Source organism: Micromonospora sp. DT41, assembly GCF_049841715.1.
GTDB lineage: Bacteria > Actinomycetota > Actinomycetes > Mycobacteriales > Micromonosporaceae > Micromonospora > Micromonospora profundi.
The window spans coordinates 451,135-469,617 of the sequence record NZ_JBNCKU010000001.1 but is presented as its reverse complement, the minus strand read 5'-3'; the positions used below and the strand labels follow the sequence as shown (position 1 = coordinate 469,617).

At 71.9% G+C, this 18,483-nt stretch carries 14 protein-coding genes; 3 read left to right on the top strand and 11 right to left on the bottom strand.

What is annotated here, in order from left to right; all coding sequences use genetic code 11:
- Nucleotides 1-60: 60 nt before the first annotated feature.
- The 9 genes from cydC to deoC form a co-directional block, all read right to left on the bottom strand.
- The gene (gene cydC, locus ACLQ23_RS02085) at nt 61-1,878 is read right to left on the bottom strand and encodes a thiol reductant ABC exporter subunit CydC (RefSeq protein WP_425880271.1); all 1,818 of its coding nucleotides are present in this window, start codon (nt 1,876-1,878) and stop codon (nt 61-63) included.
- Nucleotides 1,875-3,551, bottom strand: a complete 1,677-nt coding sequence (cydD, locus tag ACLQ23_RS02080) for a thiol reductant ABC exporter subunit CydD (protein WP_355630161.1) — start codon at nt 3,549-3,551, stop codon at nt 1,875-1,877. Before cydD ends, cydC begins: the two co-directional genes overlap by 4 nt.
- Nucleotides 3,548-4,555: a cytochrome d ubiquinol oxidase subunit II gene (locus ACLQ23_RS02075; protein ID WP_425880270.1), complete on the bottom strand. Its 1,008-nt coding sequence runs from the start codon at nt 4,553-4,555 to the stop codon at nt 3,548-3,550. Before ACLQ23_RS02075 ends, cydD begins: the two co-directional genes overlap by 4 nt.
- 10 nt (nt 4,556-4,565) lie before the next feature.
- Nucleotides 4,566-5,816 (bottom strand): cytochrome ubiquinol oxidase subunit I, encoded by a 1,251-nt coding sequence (locus ACLQ23_RS02070; protein WP_425880269.1) that lies wholly within the window; start codon nt 5,814-5,816, stop codon nt 4,566-4,568.
- 297 nt (nt 5,817-6,113) lie between these two features.
- Entirely contained in the window at nt 6,114-7,019 is a 906-nt protein-coding gene (locus ACLQ23_RS02065) for a M56 family metallopeptidase (RefSeq protein ID WP_355592564.1), read from the bottom strand.
- Nucleotides 7,020-7,026: 7 nt separating this feature from the next.
- The gene (locus tag ACLQ23_RS02060) at nt 7,027-7,494 is read right to left on the bottom strand and encodes a BlaI/MecI/CopY family transcriptional regulator (protein ID WP_425880268.1); all 468 of its coding nucleotides are present in this window, start codon (nt 7,492-7,494) and stop codon (nt 7,027-7,029) included.
- Between the two features lie 256 nt (nt 7,495-7,750).
- Entirely contained in the window at nt 7,751-8,575 is an 825-nt protein-coding gene (locus tag ACLQ23_RS02055; RefSeq protein WP_355592562.1) for an aldehyde dehydrogenase family protein, read from the bottom strand.
- Nucleotides 8,568-9,998: an aldehyde dehydrogenase family protein gene (locus tag ACLQ23_RS02050; protein WP_377663966.1), complete on the bottom strand. Its 1,431-nt coding sequence runs from the start codon at nt 9,996-9,998 to the stop codon at nt 8,568-8,570. Before ACLQ23_RS02050 ends, ACLQ23_RS02055 begins: the two co-directional genes overlap by 8 nt.
- Before the next feature lie 6 nt (nt 9,999-10,004).
- Nucleotides 10,005-10,964, bottom strand: coding sequence for a deoxyribose-phosphate aldolase (gene deoC, locus ACLQ23_RS02045; protein ID WP_355592558.1), 960 nt, complete (start codon nt 10,962-10,964; stop codon nt 10,005-10,007).
- A 133-nt stretch (nt 10,965-11,097) separates the two neighbouring features.
- Here deoC and upp point away from each other — a divergent pair, with 133 nt between their 5' ends.
- Together upp and ACLQ23_RS02035 are read left to right on the top strand one after the other, a co-directional pair.
- The gene (gene upp / locus ACLQ23_RS02040) at nt 11,098-11,730 is read left to right on the top strand and encodes a uracil phosphoribosyltransferase (protein WP_355592556.1); all 633 of its coding nucleotides are present in this window, start codon (nt 11,098-11,100) and stop codon (nt 11,728-11,730) included.
- Between the two features lie 74 nt (nt 11,731-11,804).
- The gene (locus tag ACLQ23_RS02035; protein ID WP_355592554.1) at nt 11,805-12,482 is read left to right on the top strand and encodes a GOLPH3/VPS74 family protein; all 678 of its coding nucleotides are present in this window, start codon (nt 11,805-11,807) and stop codon (nt 12,480-12,482) included.
- A 62-nt stretch (nt 12,483-12,544) separates the two neighbouring features.
- Here the strand turns inward: ACLQ23_RS02035 and ACLQ23_RS02030 are convergent, their stop codons facing one another.
- The gene (locus ACLQ23_RS02030) at nt 12,545-14,212 is read right to left on the bottom strand and encodes a phospho-sugar mutase (RefSeq protein WP_425880267.1); all 1,668 of its coding nucleotides are present in this window, start codon (nt 14,210-14,212) and stop codon (nt 12,545-12,547) included.
- A 47-nt stretch (nt 14,213-14,259) separates the two neighbouring features.
- Nucleotides 14,260-16,317: a serine/threonine-protein kinase gene (locus ACLQ23_RS02025; protein ID WP_425880266.1), complete on the bottom strand. Its 2,058-nt coding sequence runs from the start codon at nt 16,315-16,317 to the stop codon at nt 14,260-14,262.
- A gap of 206 nt (nt 16,318-16,523) precedes the next feature.
- On the opposite strand from ACLQ23_RS02025, the gene ACLQ23_RS02020 reads away from it, so the two are divergent.
- Entirely contained in the window at nt 16,524-18,107 is a 1,584-nt protein-coding gene (locus ACLQ23_RS02020) for an acyl-CoA mutase large subunit family protein (protein ID WP_355592548.1), read from the top strand.
- Nucleotides 18,108-18,483 lie beyond the last annotated feature (376 nt).

The window sequence follows — 18,483 nt, the reverse complement described above, 5'->3', positions numbered from 1 at the left end:
CCCTGCCACGGCGCCGATGCCCCGACGTCAGGGAGAACCCTGGTCCGTCCCCGAAACGGGTCAGGGGGCGAGTGCCAGGTACCCGCGCTCGGCCGCCGCCTGGAGCAGCCACTGGTCCCGGTACCAGCCCGGCGCGGCGACCAGCTCGGCGTGCCGGCCGCGTTGGATCACCCGGCCACCGTCCAGGACGACGATCTCGTCCAGCTCGGCCAGCCCGCTGAGCCGGTGACTGATCAGCAGCACCGAGTGCCCGGCGGGGGTGGCGGCGAGTGCGGAGGCGAGCACCGCGTCCGCGGCGACCGGGTCCAGCCCTTCGGTGGGCTCGTCGAGCACCAGCACCGGGGGCGCGGCCAGCAGGGCCCGGGCCAGCGCGAGGCGCTGCCGCTGGCCGCCGGAGAGTTGACCGCCCTCCTCGCCGACCAGGGTGTCCCAGCCGGCCGGCTGGGCGCGTACCCAGTCGAGCAGGCCGGCGGCTTCGGTCGCGGCGGCCAGTTCGTCGTCGCTCGCGGCGGCCCGGCCGAGCAGCAGGTTCTCCCGCACCGTGGCGTGGAAGACGTACGCCTCGGCGAGCAGTCCACCGACGATGCGGGGCAGCTCCTCCTCGGCGTACGTGGACAGGTCCCGCCCGGCCAGGGTGACCCGGCCGGTGGTGGGGCGGACCGCGCCGGTCAGCACGGCGGCCAGGGTGCTCTTGCCGGCGCCGCTCGGGCCGACGACAGCGATCCGCCGGCCGGCCGGCAGGTCCAGATTCAGCCGGTCCAGTGCGGGTGCGGCACCGGCCCGGTACCGCACGGTCAGGTCGGTGAAGCGCAACTCGTGCGGGACGTCAGGAGCGGCATCACCCTCCGCGCCAGCCGTCACGGCGTCGACGGGTCGGGAGGTCGGCGCTTCGGCGTCGAGCAGGGTGGCCACCCGGGCCAGGCCGGGCCGCAGTTGAGTCCACTGTCGGGCGGCCGCGACCAAGGCCAGAGCCACCTCGACGGCGGCCAGTGAGCCGACGGCCAGCACCCCGACCAGCACCCCTCGCACGTCGGCGGCCAGCGCGACGAGCACCACGGCGGCGGCTGTCGAGCCGGCGACAAGCACCCCGACCGCGTCGACAGCGAACCCGGTGGCGGCCAGCCGGCGTTCCAGCCGGGCGAGCCGGCCGGCGCGGTCCGCGGCGGCGCGCAGCGCGGTGTCGGTCGCGCCGAACGCGGCCAGGTCGGCGGCACCGTGGGTGAGGTCGACGGCGTCGGTGGCGAGCGCGCCCCGCAGCGGGGCGACCTCTGCCGCGCTGCGCCGGGTGACCGCTGTGGCCAGCGCGGGCAGCGCCACCCCGGCGACGAGCAGGCCGACGGCGAGCACGGCGGCGGTCGCTGGCGAGATGAGCGCCGCTCCGCCCACCGCCAGTACGCCGACCAGAGCCGCCGCCGAGGCCGGCACCAGCACCCGTAGCAGCAGGTCCTGGACCGCCTCGACGTCGGAGACCAGTCGACTGAGGACGTCCCCGGAGCGGTGTCCGGTGGCGCGGCGGGCGGCGAGTGTGGCGAACACCCGGGCCCGGACGTCGGTGATCATGCGGAGCACCGCGTCGTGCCCGGCGAGCCGTTCGGTGTAGCGGAACACGCCCCGACTGATCGCCAGCGCACGTACGGCGACGATCGCCACTGTGAGCCGGTCCAGCGGAGGCTGGCCGGCGGCGCTCATCAGCAGCCAGGTGGCCGTGGCCATCAGGGCGAGACCGGCGAACTCGGTGGCTGCGGCGAGCAGTCCCGCGCCGACCAGCCGGCCCAGGTACGGGCGGGCGAGCCTCAGCACCGCCTGCTCGGCGGCCACCCGGCCGGCGGAGGGCGCGTCGCCGGCGTCGATCGTGCCGCTCGCCGGTGCCGTGCTCATCGGGCCACCTTCGGCATCGGTTCGGGCGTCAGTTCGGTGACCCGGCCGTCCTCGACGCGCAGGATCCGGTCGGCGTCGGCTAGCAGCGCCGGCCGGTGCGCGACAAGCAGCGCGGTACGTCCAGCGACAAGCCGGCGGGTGGCGTCCAGCACCACAGCCTCGGCGGCCGTGTCCAGCCGTGCTGTGGGTTCGTCGAGCAGCACCACCGGGGCGTCCCGCAGGAACGCCCGAGCCAGTGCGACACGTTGCCGCTGGCCGCTGGAGAGGCCGTGCCCGCGCTCGCCGAGCAGCGTGTCCAGCCCGTCCGGCAGACCGGCCACCACATCGTCGAGCGCGGCGTCGCGTACCGCTGCGGAGAGCGCCTCCGGCGGGGTGTCCGGAGCGCCGAGCCGGATGTTGTCGGCAAGCGTGGCGGCGAAGAGGTGCGCCCGCTGCGGCACCCAGGCGACCTGTCGACGCCAGGCGTCCGGGTCGGCGGTGGCGAGGTCGACGCCGTCCACGGTGATCCGGCCGCTTGTCGGTGTCACGAAGCCGAGCAGCAGGCCGAGCAGGGTGCTCTTGCCGGCGCCGCTGGGCCCGATGACGGCGATCCGCTCGCCGGGCCGGATGGTAAGTGTCACGTCGCGCAGCGCTGTGGTCCGCTCGTACGCCACTGTCACGGCCTCGAACCGGATCTCGCCTCGCCCGTGCGGGGTGGCAGCGCCCTCGCTGGCACGGGGGGCCGCCGGGGCGGCCGAGACGGTGAGCGCCTCGTCCAGCGCGGTGAGCCCCTCCATGCTGGCGTGGAAGCGGCTGCCGGCGGCCCGCAGCGGCAGGTACGCCTCCGGGGTGAGCAGCAGGATCAGCAGCGCGGTCTGGAGGGCCAGCCCGCCGCCGAGCAGCCGGATGCCCACCGGCACGGCCACCAGTGCCACCGACAGGGTGGCGACAAGCTCCAGCACCAGCGCGGAGAGGAACGCGATCCGCAGCGTCTTCATCGTGGCGATCCGGTGCCCGTCGGCCATCCGGCGGACCACCTCGGTCTGCGCCCGCGCCCGACCGAACGCCCGCAACGTGGGCAGCCCGGCGACCATGTCCAGGAAGTGCCCGCCCAGCAGGGAGAGCCGGCGCCACTGCCGCTCGGTCGCGGCCTGCGCCTGCCAGCCGAGCAGCGCGCCGAAGATCGGGATGAGCGGCAACGTACACGCGATGATCACCGCCGAGCCCCAGTCGGCGAAGACGACCCGGGCCAGCACGGCCACTGGCACCGTCACGCTGAGCACCAGCTGCGGCAGATACCCGGTGAAGTACGCGTCCAGCGCGTCCAGCCCTCGACCGGACAGGGTGGCGAGCTGACCGGCCCGCTGGCCGGCCACCCAGGCCGGCCCGTGCCGGCCCACCGCCTGGAACAGATCGGCCCGCAGCGTGGCCTTGACGGTGGCCGCGACCCGCGCGGAGACCGTGCCCTGTGCCCAGACCAGCGCCGACCGGGCGGCGACCGCGACCACGAAACCCGCCAGTGCCCGGCTGTTCAGCTCTCCTTCGAAGGCCGTGGCCAGCGCCGACGCCAGCGCGGTGGCCTGCGCGACGATCAGCCCGGCGGCGAGCACGCCCAAGAGCGCGAGCACGGCAAGGTCGCGCCGGGCCGCAGGGACCCGGCGCAGCAGACGCGGGTCGAAGGGACGGCGGTTCACCAGTACACCGGTGCCCTGCCGTCGGTCCGTCCCCGGAAAACCCACCAGCACATCGCCTGGAAGCCTAGTAGGGCCGGCAGCAGCGGTAACGCCACCCAGGTAAGCAGCCTCAACGTGGGTGTGCTGGCGGCGGCGTCGGCCACCGTCAGCGAGGCGGCCGGGTCGGTCGTGGACACCAGCACGTAGGGCCAGAGCGCCGCACCGACAAGCGCCACGGGCAGCGCCAGGGCGGTGCCGGTGGCGACCAGAGCCCACCCCGGTCGCCGCCGCGCCAGCGCCGCACGGGCCGCCAGCAACGCGCCCACGAGCAACACCGGCAGGAGTACGCCGAGCGTCGGCCGCTGGACGGCGTCGCGTACCCGAGCGGAGAGCAGGCCCACGACGGTGGCCAGGGCGACCGCGGACAGCGCCACCGGGACCAGCCGGCGGGCTGTGCGGCCGACCGCTGCGGCGTCGGCTGCCGGCAGCCGCAGCGTGAGGAAGGTCGCCCCGTGCACCGCGACGAGGGCGAGCATGGCCAGCCCGGCGGCGGCCGCGAAGGGCGTGGCCAGGTGGGACACCCCTGCCACGTGCCCGTCAGCCTGGCGGGGTACGCCCTGGAGCAGCGCGGCCAGCAGTACACCCCAGCCCAGCGCGGCGAGCATGCTGCCGACGATCACGACCCGGTCCCAGCGGGCACGGATGCGCTCGTCGGCCGACCGGCTGCGCAGCTGCACCCCGGCGGTGACCAGTACGACACCGACAAGCGCGCCGGCGACGGCCGGATAGCAGCCGGCGAGCAACTCACCCTCCAGCAGCGGGAACGCGCCGAACAGGATGCCGACGGCGGCGACCAGCCACACCTCGTTGCCGAGGAAGAACGGGCCGAGGGCGTTGAGTGCGCCGCGCCGACCGGCGGGCCCGATGCCGCGGGCCAGCAGCAGCCCCACGCCGTAGTCGTAGCCGGCGAGCACCAGGTAGGTGGCGAAGAAGAGGCCGAGCAGGGCGTACCAGGCGAGGTCCACGATGATCTCCTCAGAAGAGGGCGGGTTCGGGGCGGGCCGGCTCGCTGGACGGTGCCGGTGGGCGGCCGAGAGCCGGGTCGGCCGCGCCGCGTGCCGCATGCCGGGCCAGCAGCACCCAGTTGGTGACGGCGAGGGTGCCCAGCAGCAGGCTGAATCCGATGAACGAGGTGAGCATCACGGGCGCGCCGACCTGGGAGACCGCCTGCTCGGTGGGCAGCAGCCCGTACGCCACCCAGGGTTGGCGGCCGACCTCCCTGGCGATCCAGCCGAGGATGACCGCGACGAACGGCAGCGGCAGGGAGAGCACTATCAGCCAGAGCGGGAAGCGCAGCCGGATGATCCAGTCCCGGAAGAGCAGGGGGAGCAGGAACCAGACGCAGCCGAGGGCGAAGCCGATCAGGATCATGAAGTCCAGCCCGACGTTGGCAAGCACCGGCGGGGTGTAGTCGCCCGGGCCGAACCGGGCGGTCCACTCGGCGATGAGCGCCTGCGCCTCCGGGCCCTGCCCGAACTTTGTGGGCTGCACGGCCCCGACAGCCCCGAACTGGGCGAACCCGAAGCCCTGCACCATCGTGATGGCAAATGCCGCGGTGACCAGGCCGATCCGCAGCGAGGTGCGGAAGAGCAGGAAATCGGGGGTACGCCGGATCAGGTGCCAGGCGCTGACGGCTGCCATGAGCATCCCGCCGACCAGCAGCGCGGCGGACACCACGTGCCCGAACGCCATGCCGAGGCTGGGGTTGGTGAGCAGCGCGCCGAAGTCGGTGAGGTGGGCGATCCCGTCGCGGACCTCGTAGCCGACAGGGTTCTGGAGCCAGGAGTTGGCCACCATGATCCAGAACGCTGAGGCGTACGCGGTGAGCGCCACACCCCACAGCAGCGCGAGGTGGACGCCCTTGCGGAGCCGGTGCCAACCGAAGATCCACATTCCGAGGAACGTGGACTCCAGGAAGAACGCCACGAGTGTCTCGATGGCCAGTGGCGCGCCGAAGACGTTGCCGACGTAGCGGGACAGGCCGCTCCAGTTCAGCCCGAACTGGAACTCCATCACGATGCCGGTGGCGATACCGAGCACGTAGTTGATGACGTAGAGCTGGCCCCAGTAGCGGGTGAGCCGCTCCCACTTCGGGTTGTCGGTGAGCACCCAGGAGGTCTGCATCCCGACCAGCAGGGTGACCAGCCCGAGCGTGACGACCACGAACAGGAAGTGGATCGAGGTGGTGGTGGCGAACTGCAGACGGGCGAGGAGCAGCGTGTCCATGGCCGGCTCTCCGTAAGGTGTTGGCTCCCTTGTCGTAGGAACTCTACACGTAGCGTCGCTACCTATAAGGCCACGACTACTACAAGAAGTCGTACGGCGGTGGGTTCCGAGCCTTCGAGCCTTCGGGCAAGATCGTGCTCGATCCTGGATGAAGTGGCCTCGCGCGCCCGGAATGCCACTCGATCCTGGATCGAGCACGATCATGCGCGCGGTCTCGCAGCGCGGCGCAGCGCAAGCGCGGCAGCGCAGCGCGCGGCAGGGCAGGGCGCGGCGCAGCGCGCCAGGGCGCTGCGCGGGTCAGCTCAGGAAGAGGCTTATCGGCAGGGCCACCAGGGTGGCGGCGACGGCCAGGGCGGTGCCGCCCAGGATCCGGGGCGGGCTGTCGCTGATCAGGAGGCGCTGCACGCGTACGTCAAGGTCTCGATCGCCCATGCCCAGCGCGCCCGCCGGGGTGATGCGGTGGCCGGCGGCGGCGAACCTGCGTAGCGCGCCCGCCAGTGGCGCTTCGGCGTGCAGTTCGCGTGCCTTGTCGTCGGCGCGCATCTCGACAAGCAGGGCGACCCTCTCGTGCGCGTCGCGTACCCATCCGAACCACGGCAACGCCCGGCAGAGCGCGGTGAACGGCAGCAGCACCAGATCGTGCCGCTCGTTTGCGTGCGCGCGCTCGTGGCTGAGTACGGCGGCCAACTCGGCCCGGTCCAGCAGGCTGAGCGTGCCCGCGCTGACCACCACCTGCGGCCGGACGCCGGGTAGGCAGTACGCGGCGGCACTGGGGTGGTCCAGTACGAGTGCGCCGGGCGCGGCGGGGTCGTTGCGGGCCACAAGTGTGAGCAGGTCCCGGTGCCGGCGCTGGGCGAGGACGGCGCCGTGGATGCTGCGCGCGGTAGTGGCGACGAGCATCGCCCAGATGCCGATGCCCACACCGACTCCGGCCAGGTGGAACGCGGTCTCGCCGGCCGGCAGGGTGCCGTGGACGAGATCGCTGGCCAGGGCGAGCAGTGCGCTCCCGGTCGGCAGGTCGTACGCGGACAGGCCGAGCGCCATCGGCAGGCCGATCGCGGAGAGGCCCAACGCCAACCCGACGGCCTGCCAGCAGATGATCGCCACCCGAGGGCTGCGCCACGTCCAGGTGGAACGGGCCAGCACCTGAGCGGTCAGATAGCAGGCCAGCATGGTGGCGGCGAAATGCGCGGCGTACGCCATGGCGCGCCTACCGCTCCGCTGCCTCGCCGGCCGGTCGCCGGCCGGTCGGCCCTTCCACCCGGTCCGTCAACTCCGTGGCCGTCCCGCCCTGGTCGCCGCCGGTGGAGCCCGAGCCGGCCTCGGTCTCCAGAGCTGCCCGTAGCACCTCGGCTTCGGTGCCGGTCACCGAGCGGGCGAAGCGCACCAGCGCCGCGTCCCGACTGCCACCCAGGTCGAGGGCATCGAGCATGAGCTGGGCGATGTGCGCCTCACGGCTGGCCGCGGGTCGGTAGCGCCAGGCCCTGCCCTCCCGCTCCCGCTGCACCATGCCCTTGCCGGCCAGTCGATCAAGCACTGTCATCACAGTGGTGTAGGCCAGTTCGCGGCCGTCGAGCGCGTCGGCAACCTCGCGCACGGTCACACCGTCCGACGTGCCGGGGACCACGTCCCACAGCACGTCCATCACCGCACGCTCAAGATCACCCAGCCGAGTCACGCCGCCAATCCTACCCTCGGTAGTAGACCCCCACCCACCCCGCACGACCAAGATCCGCACAAGAGCAGTGAAGTAGTGGCCTCGACGTGCTCGAAGGCCACTACTTCAAGGAAACAGCGATCTGGACGCGCCAAGATCGAACCTCGAAACGGACCCGGCCCAGGTCAGGTTTTCCGAGGGAGCCCGCCCACGCAGGGATCAAGCCTGACCGCCCGGAGTGGGCGGGCTCCCCGGAAACCAGAAGGCCGAGACCGCATCACACCCCCTTGGGGTGCCAGACCGTCTTCGTCTCCAGCAGGGCGGTCATCCGGGTCACGCCTGGATCGGCGGACCAGTCGTGGTCGGCCGGGGCCGGCCGGAGCACCCGCTTGAGGTTCTCCGCGGCCTTGACCTCCAGATCGGCCGCCAGGTCGGCGTCGGTCACCCCGGTCAGGTCGATCGCGTTGACGTCCATGTGGGCCGCCAGCGTCGGCGCGGTTTCGGTGATCGCGCCGGTGAGGATGTTGACCACCCCACCGGGCAGGTCGGAGGTGGCAAGCACCTCGGCGAGGGTCACCGCCGCGAGGGGTTCGGTCGCGGAGGCCGCCACCACCACGGTGTTGCCTGTGACGATCGCGGGAGCGATCACACTGACCAGGCCGAGCAGCGCCGGGCGTTCCGGTGCCACCACCGCGACCACGCCCGTCGGCTCGGGAGCGGACAGGTTGAAGTACGGGCCGGCGACCGGGTTGGCGCCGCCGTACACCTGGGGGAGCTTGTCGGACCAGCCGGCGTACCAGACCCAGCGGTCCACAGCGGCGTCCACCTCGTCGCCGGGCACGCCCAGGGCCACGAACTGCTCGCGGCGACCCTCAAGCATCTCGGCGACCCGGTAGAGGATCTGACCCCTGTTGTACGCGGTCGCGCCGGCCCAGCCCTTCACGGCGGCGCGGGCGGCGACCACCGCGTCCCGGGCGTCCTTGCGGGAGGCCAGTGACACATTCGAGGACTGCACGAGATACGACCGTCCCGACTCGCTGCGCGGGAACTTCCCGCCGATGAAGAGCTTGTACGTCTTGCGTACCGCGACCCGCTCAGACATTGAGGTAGCCCTCCAGCCCGTGCCGGCCGCCCTCGCGACCGTAGCCCGACTCCTTGTAACCACCGAACGGCGAGGTGGGGTCGAACTTGTTGAACGTGTTGGCCCAGACGACTCCGGCGCGCAGCCGGTCGGCCATCCACAGGATCCGGGAGCCCTTGTCGGTCCAGATCCCGGCCGACAGCCCGTACGGCGTGTTGTTCGCCTTCTCGACGGCCTCGGCCGGCGTGCGGAAGGTGAGCACCGACAGCACCGGCCCGAAGATCTCCTCACGGGCGATGCGGTGCGCCTGGGTGACCCCGGTGAAGATGGTGGGCGCGAACCAGAAGCCCCGGTCGGGCAGCTCGCACGGCGGCGACCAGCGCTCGGCGCCCTCGGCGGCGCCGGCGTCGGACAGCTCGCGGATCCGCTCCAGTTGGGCGGCCGAGTTGATGGCGCCGACGTCGGTGTTCTTGTCCAGAGGGTCGCCGACGCGCAGGTGGGCCATCCGGCGCTTCAGCGACTCCAGCACGCGGTCGGCGACGTTCTCCTGGACCAGCAGCCGCGAGCCGGCGCAGCAGACGTGCCCCTGATTGAAGAAGATGCCGTTGACGATGCCCTCGACCGCCTGGTCGATTGGCGCGTCGTCGAAGACGATGTTCGCGGCCTTGCCACCCAGCTCAAGGGTGAGCTTCTTGCGGGTGCCCGCGACGGACCGGGCGATGGCCCGGCCGACCTCGGTGGAGCCGGTGAAGGCGACCTTGTCGACGCCGGGGTGCTCGACGAGCGCACGGCCGGTGTCGCCGGCGCCGGTGACGATGTTGACCACACCGGCCGGCAGGTCGGCCTGCTGGCAGATCTCGGCGAACAGCAGCGCGGTCAGCGGGGTGGTCTCGGCCGGCTTCAGCACCACTGTGTTGCCCGCCGCGAGCGCCGGGGCGATCTTCCAGGCCAGCATGAGCAGCGGAAAGTTCCACGGGATGACCTGCGCGGCGACCCCGACCGGCTGCGGGTTCGCGCCGAACCCCGCGTACGGAAGCTTGTCGGCCCAGCCCGCGTAGTAGAAGAAGTGCGCGGCGACAAGCGGCAGGTCGACGTCGCGGGACTCCCGGATCGGCTTGCCGTTGTCCAGTGACTCCAACACGGCCAGCTCGCGGGAGCGTTCCTGGATGAGCCGGGCGATCCGGTACAGGTACTTGGCCCGGTCCCGGCCCGGCATGGGACCCCAGACCTTGTCGTACGCCGTGCGCGCGGCGCGTACCGCACGGTCCACGTCCTGTGCGCCGGCCTCGGCGATCTCGGCAAGCACCTCCTCGGAGGCGGGGTTGATCGACTTGAAGCTGCCGCCGTCGGTCGGGTCGACGAACTCCCCACCGATATACAGCCCATAGGCGTTTTTGAGGTCCACCACCGAGCGGGACTCGGGGGCGGGTGCGTATTCGAACATCGGCTCTCAGTCCAGGGTGAAGTAGTCGGGACCGGAGTAGGTGCCGGTCGTCAGCTTGGTGCGCTGCATCAGCAGGTCGTTGAGCAGGCTGGAGGCGCCGAAGCGGAACCAGTCGGGGTCGAGCCAGTCCGCGCCGACGGTCTCGTTGACCATCACCAGGTACTTGATCGCGTCCTTGGTGGTCTTGATGCCGCCGGCCGGCTTCACGCCGACCTGCCGCCCGGTGGCCGCGCGGAAGTCGCGGACGGCCTCAAGCATCACAAGGGTCACCGGCAGCGTCGCAGCGACCGGGACCTTCCCGGTCGACGTCTTGATGAAGTCGCCGCCGGCCAGCATGGCCAGCCAGGACGCGCGGCGCACATTGTCGTAGGTGGCAAGCTCGCCGGTCTCCAGGATCACCTTGAGGTGGGCGTCCCCGCAGGCTCCCTTGGTGGCCACGATCTCGTCGTAGACCTCCTTGTAGCGCCCGGCCAGGAACGCGCCCCTGTTGATCACCATGTCGATCTCGTCGGCGCCGGCCGCGACGGCGGCCCTGGTGTCGGCGAGCTTGACCTCCAGCGGCGCCTGGCCCGACGGGAAGGCGGTCGCCACGCTGGCCAGGTGGACACCTGAGCCGCGCAGCACCTCGGCGACGTACGGGACCATTGCCGGGTAGACGCAGACGGCGCCGACGTGCGGGCAGGACGGGTCGGCCGGGTCGGGGCGAAGTGCCTTCGCGGCCAGCGCGCGGACCTTGCCGGGGGTGTCCGCCCCTTCCAGGGTGGTCAGGTCGACCATGCGGATCGCCAGGTCGATGGCCTGCGCCTTGGCGGTGGTCTTGATGGAGCGGGTGCCGAGCTGCGCCGCCCGCTGCTCCGCGCCGACCTGATCCACGCCGGGGAGGCCGTGCAGGAAGGTCCGCAGAGCGGTCTCGGATCGTCCCAGCTCGGAGAGGTCCGACCGGGCCGACGTCGTTGTCGCCGTCATGTCTCGGAGTCTACGCACGGAACGAGCCTGTGATCTTGCTCACGCAAGTCGCCTGGGTGGCCCGGGTGAGCGGCGTCGCTGGTCCGACAGCACCCGCACCACCGCCGCGGCCCGCCCGGTAGGTTGAGCGATCGTGGACGTACACGTCATTGACCACCCGCTGGCCCAGTCCCGGCTGACCGCCATGCGGGACGCGCGCACCGATTCCTCGACGTTCCGGGCGGCGCTGCACGAACTGACCACCATGCTGGTGTACGAGGCGGCGCGCTCCTTCCCCGTCGAGCAGTACCCGGTGCAGACGCCGGTCACCGGCACCGTCGGCACCCGGCTGGCGAACCCGCCGCTGCTGGTGCCGGTGCTGCGCGCCGGCCTGGGCATGGCGGACGCCGCGCTCGGCCTGCTGCCGGAGTCGTCGATGGGCTTCGTCGGCCTGGCCCGCGACGAGGAAACCTACGAGCCGCGCGCCTACATGGAGTCGCTGCCCCGGGAGCTGGCCGGCCTGCCGGTGCTGGTGCTCGACCCGATGCTCGCCACCGGCGGCTCGCTGGAGCACTGCTGCCGGCTGCTGGCCGACCGCGGGTGCACGGACATCACAGTGCTCTGCGTGCTCGCCGCGCCGCTCGGTATCGAGCGGCTGGAACGCTCCGGCCTGCCGTTGCGCCTGGTCACGGCCTCGATCGACGAGGGGCTCAACGACAGCATGTTCATCGTCCCCGGGCTCGGCGACGCCGGTGACCGCCAGTTCGGCGGCATGCCCCGGTTCTGACGCGCCACCCGGTCGGTGGTGGGTGCCGGCGGGTTCGCGCGCGGTGGTGCGCGAACCCGCTAGCGTGTGCGGCCATGACAGGTGTTGCGCTCGCCGAGGAGTTGCTGCTACTCGCCTACGACGACACGACTGGCAAGGCGACGATGCCGCGGATCAGCCTGGACCTGGGCATGGCCGCTGCGGTTCTCATCGAGTTGGCCCTGGCGGGCCGGCTCGCGTACGCCGACGGGGCGCTCACGGTGATCAACCCGACGCCTACCGGCGAGCCGGTCGCCGACGAGGTGCTGGGCCGGATCGCCGCCGACACCCCGCACACCCCGGCCTCCTGGGTGCAGCGTCTGCGGCACGGCCTGCGCGACAAGATCCTCGGTGACCTGTGCCGGCAGGGCGTGGTGCGGGACGTCGACGAGACCGAGCTGGGTTTCATCCACGTGCACCGCTACCCCGTGGTGGACGCCTCCGTCGAGGCCGACACCCGGCATCGGCTGACCGAGGCGCTTACCGGCTCGGTGGCACCGGACGAGCGGACCGCCGCACTTGCCACCTTGGTCGTGGTGCTGCGGATGGAGTCGGCGCTCGGCATGAGCGGCGACGACGCCGCCGACGCCCGCCGGCGGCTGGAGGAGATCGCCACGGGCGCCGGCTTCTCCGGCGAGGTGAGCATCGACGACTCGGTGGTCCGCCCGTCGGTGGGCCTGGTCGTGGCCGCCCTGGGGAGGGCCGTCGACCAGGCGCTCGGCCCGCGCCGCTGACGCGCGTTAGGAAGGGCCCCTTTTTATGCACCAGGCGTTAATAAGGGGCCCTTCCTTGCGCGCTAGAGGCCGAGGGCGGCTGCGACCTCGGCGCGAAGTTGCGCGATCGCCGCGCCGGCGCGGGCACGTGCGGCGGCGACGTCGCCGTCCGCGACCGGCTCCACCACCTCCAGGTACGCCTTGAGCTTCGGCTCGGTCCCGGAGGGGCGGATCACCACCCGCGCGGTCCCGGTGCGCAGGATCACCACGTCCGACTCCGGAAGCAGGTCCCGGACGCTGTCGATCTGCTGCCCGAGCAGAACGGTGGGGGTGGCTGCCCGAATCCGGGCCATCGCGTCGGCGATCACCCGCAGGTCGTCCACCCGGACGGAGAGCTGGTCGGTGTGGTGCACGCCGAACTCGGCGGCCAACTCGTCCAGCCGGTCGGCAAGCGTACGACCCTGCGCCTTGAGGCCGGCGGCCAGCTCGGCGACCGTCAGTGCGGCGGTGATGCCGTCCTTGTCCCGGACGTGCTCGGGGGCGACGCAGTAGCCCAGCGCCTCCTCGTAGCCGAAGACAAGTGGCGCGCTTCCGCCGCCGGCCCGGACGATCCACTTGAAACCGGTAAGGGTCTCGTCGTAGGGCAGGCCACGGGCCGCGCACATCGCCCGCAGCAGCGACGACGACACGATCGTGGTGGCGTAGAGCCCTGTCACGCCGCGTCGCATCAGGTGGTCGGCGAGCAGCACGCCCACCTCGTCGCCGCGCAGCATCCGCCAGCCCTGCCCGCCGTCACGGATCACCACAGCGCAGCGGTCCGCGTCCGGGTCGTTGGCGATGGCGAGGTCCGCGCCTGTCGAGTCGGCAAGCGCGATCAGCCGGTCCACCGCACCCGGCTCCTCCGGGTTGGGAAACGACACTGTGGGGAACTCCGGGTCGGGTTCGGCCTGGTCGGGCACCACACCGGGGACCGGGAAACCGGCCCTGACGAACGCCGCAGTGAGCACCGCGGCACCCACACCGTGCAGAGGGGTGTACGCCACCGACAGGTCCCGTGGCCCGTCCGGGTCGATGACCGCTGTGGCGCTCTCGACGTACGAGGCGACCAGGTCGTCGCCGAGGACCTCGCCGGCCCGGCCCAGCGGCACCTCGATGAGGGGGCCGACAGCTCGGATGGCGGCCTCGATGCCGGCGTCTGCCGGCGGCACGATCTGCGCTCCGGCACCCAGCTCACCACCCAGCTCCGCGCCCAGGTAGACCTTGTAGCCGTTGTCCTGCGGCGGGTTGTGGCTGGCGGTGACCATCACGCCGGCCACCGCGCCGAGCTGGCGCACCGCGTACGCGAGCACGGGGGTGGGCAGCGGTCGGGGCAGCAGCAGCGCCGGCCGGCCGGCGCCGGTGGCCACCTGCGCGGTGCGCTCGGCGAACTGCCGGGAACCGTGCCGGGCGTCGTACCCGATCACCAGGGGGCCGGTGCCGCCCTGGGCGGCGAGCCAGCCGACCAGCCCGGCGGCGGCCTGGGTGACCACTGCGAGGTTCATGCCGTTCGGGCCGGCCCGGAGCGGGCCGCGCAGACCCGCGGTGCCGAAGGTCAGCGGGCCGGCGAACCGGTCGGCCAACTCGGGGGCGCTCGTCGGCAGCCTGTCGATCACCGCCGTCAGCTCGTCCCGGGTGGCCGGGTCGGGGTCGTCGGCCAGCCAGCGCCGAGCTTGCTCGCGAATGTCGTCGATGTCAGGGGTGTCCGCCGCCATGCCCCTTGATAGCACGGCGGCGGATCAACGCTGTCGGTTCCCTCGGCTCAGCCGTCGCCGGTGAGCTGGAACGTCCGCACCATCTCGTCGAAGATCGGCTTGCTCTCGGCGAACTTGGTGTCGGTCGAGGTGAGGTAGAACGAGTACGCCTTGCCGTCCTGTGCGACGCCTCGCCAGATGCCGTGCCGCATGGCGTCGCCCTCACCGCAGGTGTATTCGAACTCGGCGGCCGGCTTGCTTGCCAGCTCGGTCTCGGTGGAGGCGATCTGGTTGTACGGCTTGACGCAGGAGGTGCTCCTGGTCTTGAGGCCGTTCTCGGCCGTCTCGGCCCACCGGGTCGAGCTGCTGGACCACTTCTCGGTGATGATCCGCACCTTGCGGCCGCTGTCCTCCGGGTCGATGTAGTCGGTGTACGAGCCGCCGGTGGCCTTCTTCCAGCCCTTGGGCACCATGACCTGGATGCCCCGCGCGACGTGCTCCTGCATCTCGAGGCCGGGCCCGGCCGCCGCCGACGGGCTGGGCTGCGCCTGCGGGGTGGTCGGTGCGGGGTCGTCGCCACCGGAGAACACCAGCACGCTGAGCAGCAGCGCCAGTGCCAACCCGCCGGCCGCGGCGAGCTGCACCTTGCGCGGCCAGCCCTTGACGGTGCCGACCAGTTGACCTCCGGTGGCGCGGACCTTGTCGAGAGCGCCGCCGCCCGGCGCGGTGGACGGCGTCGTCCACGGCTGACCGGTGCCGGGCACCGACCACTGGTTGCCGCCGCCGTAGGTGCCACCGACGCGCTGGGTGGCCTCCGACCCGCCGTACGGGACCTGCTGGGTGGCATCGGCTCGGCTGCCGTAGGTGACCCGCTGGGTGGCGTCCGGGTGTGCTCCCGCGTCCACCCGCTGGGTGGCGTCGGCGTTGCCGCCGTAGGTGCGTCCAACTGCGGGACGGCCCGTGGAGGGCATCGCGCCGGTGGGTGTGTGCAGTGGGCCGGCGAGCGCGTCGGCGCTCGTCTCGTCGAGCCCGGCGGCGGCGGAGGCAGGGGCCCCCTGGGGGCGTTCGCCCTTGCGCAGCGAGGCCAGCCGGTCGGTAAGCGACTCGTTCGGGGCGAGCATGGCCCGGCCACCGATCTGGTTGTCCGGCTTCGACTCCTGCGCGGCGGGCAGTGCGATCGGCGCGGGGCGCTGCTGCACCGGAACGACCGCGTACGGGTCGGTGACCGAGTGCACGGCGGTGGCGGTGCTGCCCAGCGGGCCGGCGAGCAGCTCGCGCAGCATCGCCCGGGAGGTGTGCACGTCCAGCCGCCGGGCCGGGTCCTTCTCCAGGAGACCCATCAGCACCCGGGTCAGCGGGCCGCTGCGCTGCGGCGGAGCCGGCGGGTCCTCGACAACTGCGTGCATGGTCTCGATCGGGTCGCCCTTGTCGAACGGGGGACGCCCCTCGACGGCGGTGTAGAGCGTCACGCCCAGCGAGAACAGGTCGCTCGGCGGGCCGAACTCCTGACCCATGGCCCGCTCTGGCGAGATGAAGTGCGGCGAGCCGAGCACCATGCCGGGGGTGGTGAGCTGCACGTCGGTGGGCATCCGGGCCACACCGAAGTCGGTGAGCACACAGCGCCCGTCGGTGCAGATCAGCACGTTGGCGGGCTTGACGTCGCGGTGCAGCACACCGATGGCGTGTGCGACCTCCAACGCGCCGAGCAGCGCGATGCCGATCTTGGCGACCGCGCGGGGTGCAACCGGCCCGTCCTCGATGACCATGTCGGCGAGGCTGCGGGCGTCCAGCAGCTCCATCACGATCCACGGGCGACCGGCCTCGGTGACCACGTCGTACACCTGCACCACGGCGGGGTGCTGGATGGCGGCGGCGGCGCGGGCCTCGCGCAGGGTGCGTTCGTACATGGCGTCGCGGTCGCTGGGGGCAAGGCCCGGGGGAAGGACCACCTCCTTCACCGCCACATCGCGGCGCAGCAGGGTGTCTGTGGCGCGCCACACCGTGCCCATGCCGCCGTTGCCCACCGCGGACCGCAGCGAGTACCGGTCACCGATGGTGGTGCCGGGCGCCGCTCGTCCGCTGGCGGGACTTACCTGTCCGCCGCTCCACGTCGGGATCTGAGTCACAGAAAAGCCACCGGGGGAAATCGAGGGGGGCTGGGACACAACCCCCCTATCTTGCTGGTTCCGACGCCCGATGCGAAAGCCGACGCGGCGGACGTTTGGTGAAGTCGACAGATCGTGCCCGCCCGTTCACCTCCCGTCGACAGGTGAAGACGCACTGTGCGGTATCCCTCACCCGGTGGGACGCCGACGCGCCATACCATCCGGAGATGAGCGAATGGCGGCCAAGCGAGTCCGGGTTTCCGATCAACGCCGTCTACACGGCGGCCGACCTCCCGGAGGACCTGGACTCCCGGCTGGGAGGCCCGGGCGAGTTCCCGTACACACGGGGGGTCTACCCCACGATGTACACCTCCCGTCCGTGGACCATGCGCCAGTATGCCGGCTTCGGCACCGCCACCGAGTCCAACGCGCGCTACCACCAACTGTTGCGGGCCGGCACGATGGGCCTCTCCGTCGCCTTCGACCTGCCCACGCAGATGGGCTACGACTCGGACGACCCCATCGCGCACGGCGAGGTCGGCAAGGTCGGCGTGGCAATCGACTCCATCGAGGACATGCGGCTGCTCTTCGCCGACATCCCGCTGGACAAGGTCTCCACCTCGATGACCATCAACGCGCCCGGCTCGGTGCTGCTGCTGCTCTACCAGCTCGTCGCCGAGGAGAACGGGGTGCCGGGCACCGCCCTCAACGGCACCATCCAGAACGACATCCTCAAGGAGTACATCGCCCGGGGGACGTACATCTTCCCGCCGAAGCCGTCGCTGCGCCTGGTGGCCGACACGTTCGCGTACTGCCGCAAGGAGGTGCCGAAGTGGAACACGATCTCCATCTCCGGCTACCACATGGCCGAAGCCGGTGCCACTCCCGCGCAGGAGATCGCCTTCACCCTTGCCAACGGCGTGGAGTACGTGCGGGCGGCGCTGGCCGCGGGGCTCGCCGTCGACGATTTCGCGCCCCGGCTGTCGTTCTTCTTCGTGGCCCGTACGACGCTGCTGGAGGAGGTGGCGAAGTTCCGCGCCGCCCGCCGGATCTGGGCCCGGCTGATGCGTGACGACTTCGGCGCCAAGGATCCGAAGTCGATGATGCTGCGCTTCCACACGCAGACCGCGGGCGTGCAGCTCACCGCCCAGCAGCCGGAGGTGAACCTGGTCCGGGTGGCGGTGCAGGGGTTGGCCGCGGTGCTCGGCGGCACCCAGTCGCTGCACACGAACAGCTTCGACGAGGCCATCGCGCTGCCCACCGAGAAGGCCGCCCGGCTCGCGCTGCGCACTCAGCAGGTGCTGGCGTACGAGACGGACCTGACGGCAACCGTCGACCCGTTCGCCGGCTCGTACGTGGTGGAGGCGATGACTGCCGAGATCGAGGCCGCCGCCGTCGAGTTGATGGAGCGGGTCGCCGACCACGGCTCGGCAGTGGACGCCATCGAGGCCGGGTTCCAGAAACGGGAGATCGAGCAGTCCGCGTACCGGATCGCCCAGGAGATCGATTCCGGCGAGCGCGTGGTGGTGGGGCTCAACCGGTTCACGGTGGACGAGGAGGAGCCGTACGAGCCGCTGCGGGTCGACCCGGCGATCGAGGCGGCGCAGGCCGACCGGCTGGCCCGGTTGCGCGCCGAGCGGGACGCCGACGCGGTGACGCGTGCCCTCGCCGAGCTGCGGGCCGCCGCCGAGGGGTCCGACAACGTGCTCTACCCGATGAAGGAGGCGCTGCGGGCCCGGGCCACGGTGGGCGAGGTCTGCGGAACGCTGCGCGAGGTGTGGGGGCTGTACCGGCCCAGCGACAGGTTCTGACCGACTCCGATCGCCCTCGGGGTGTGCCGCAGCGGCTTCGGGGGTACGCCGACCGGGTGCACCGTGACGCACATGGTGTGCGGTCACGGTTTGCCAACGCATGTGAGCGTCCTTATTCGGTCGTTGCGGAGTGTGGTCGGTTAATTGTCGGAGTGTCAGTTCATCACCCCGACTAATGCGACAATTCGCGGCAAGGGCGTGCGAGTGGGATCCCCTCTCGGCGTCGCCGGTTTTGATTACGCGTTGTAGGAGGTGAGGGGGGCGGATGACAGCGTTCGACAGTGATCTACCTGCTGTCTCGCACATCTCCGAGCGTTCTCAGCAGGGCATACGTGACGCTGCGCGCTCTGATCATTACCGTAACGAGGTTGCGCAG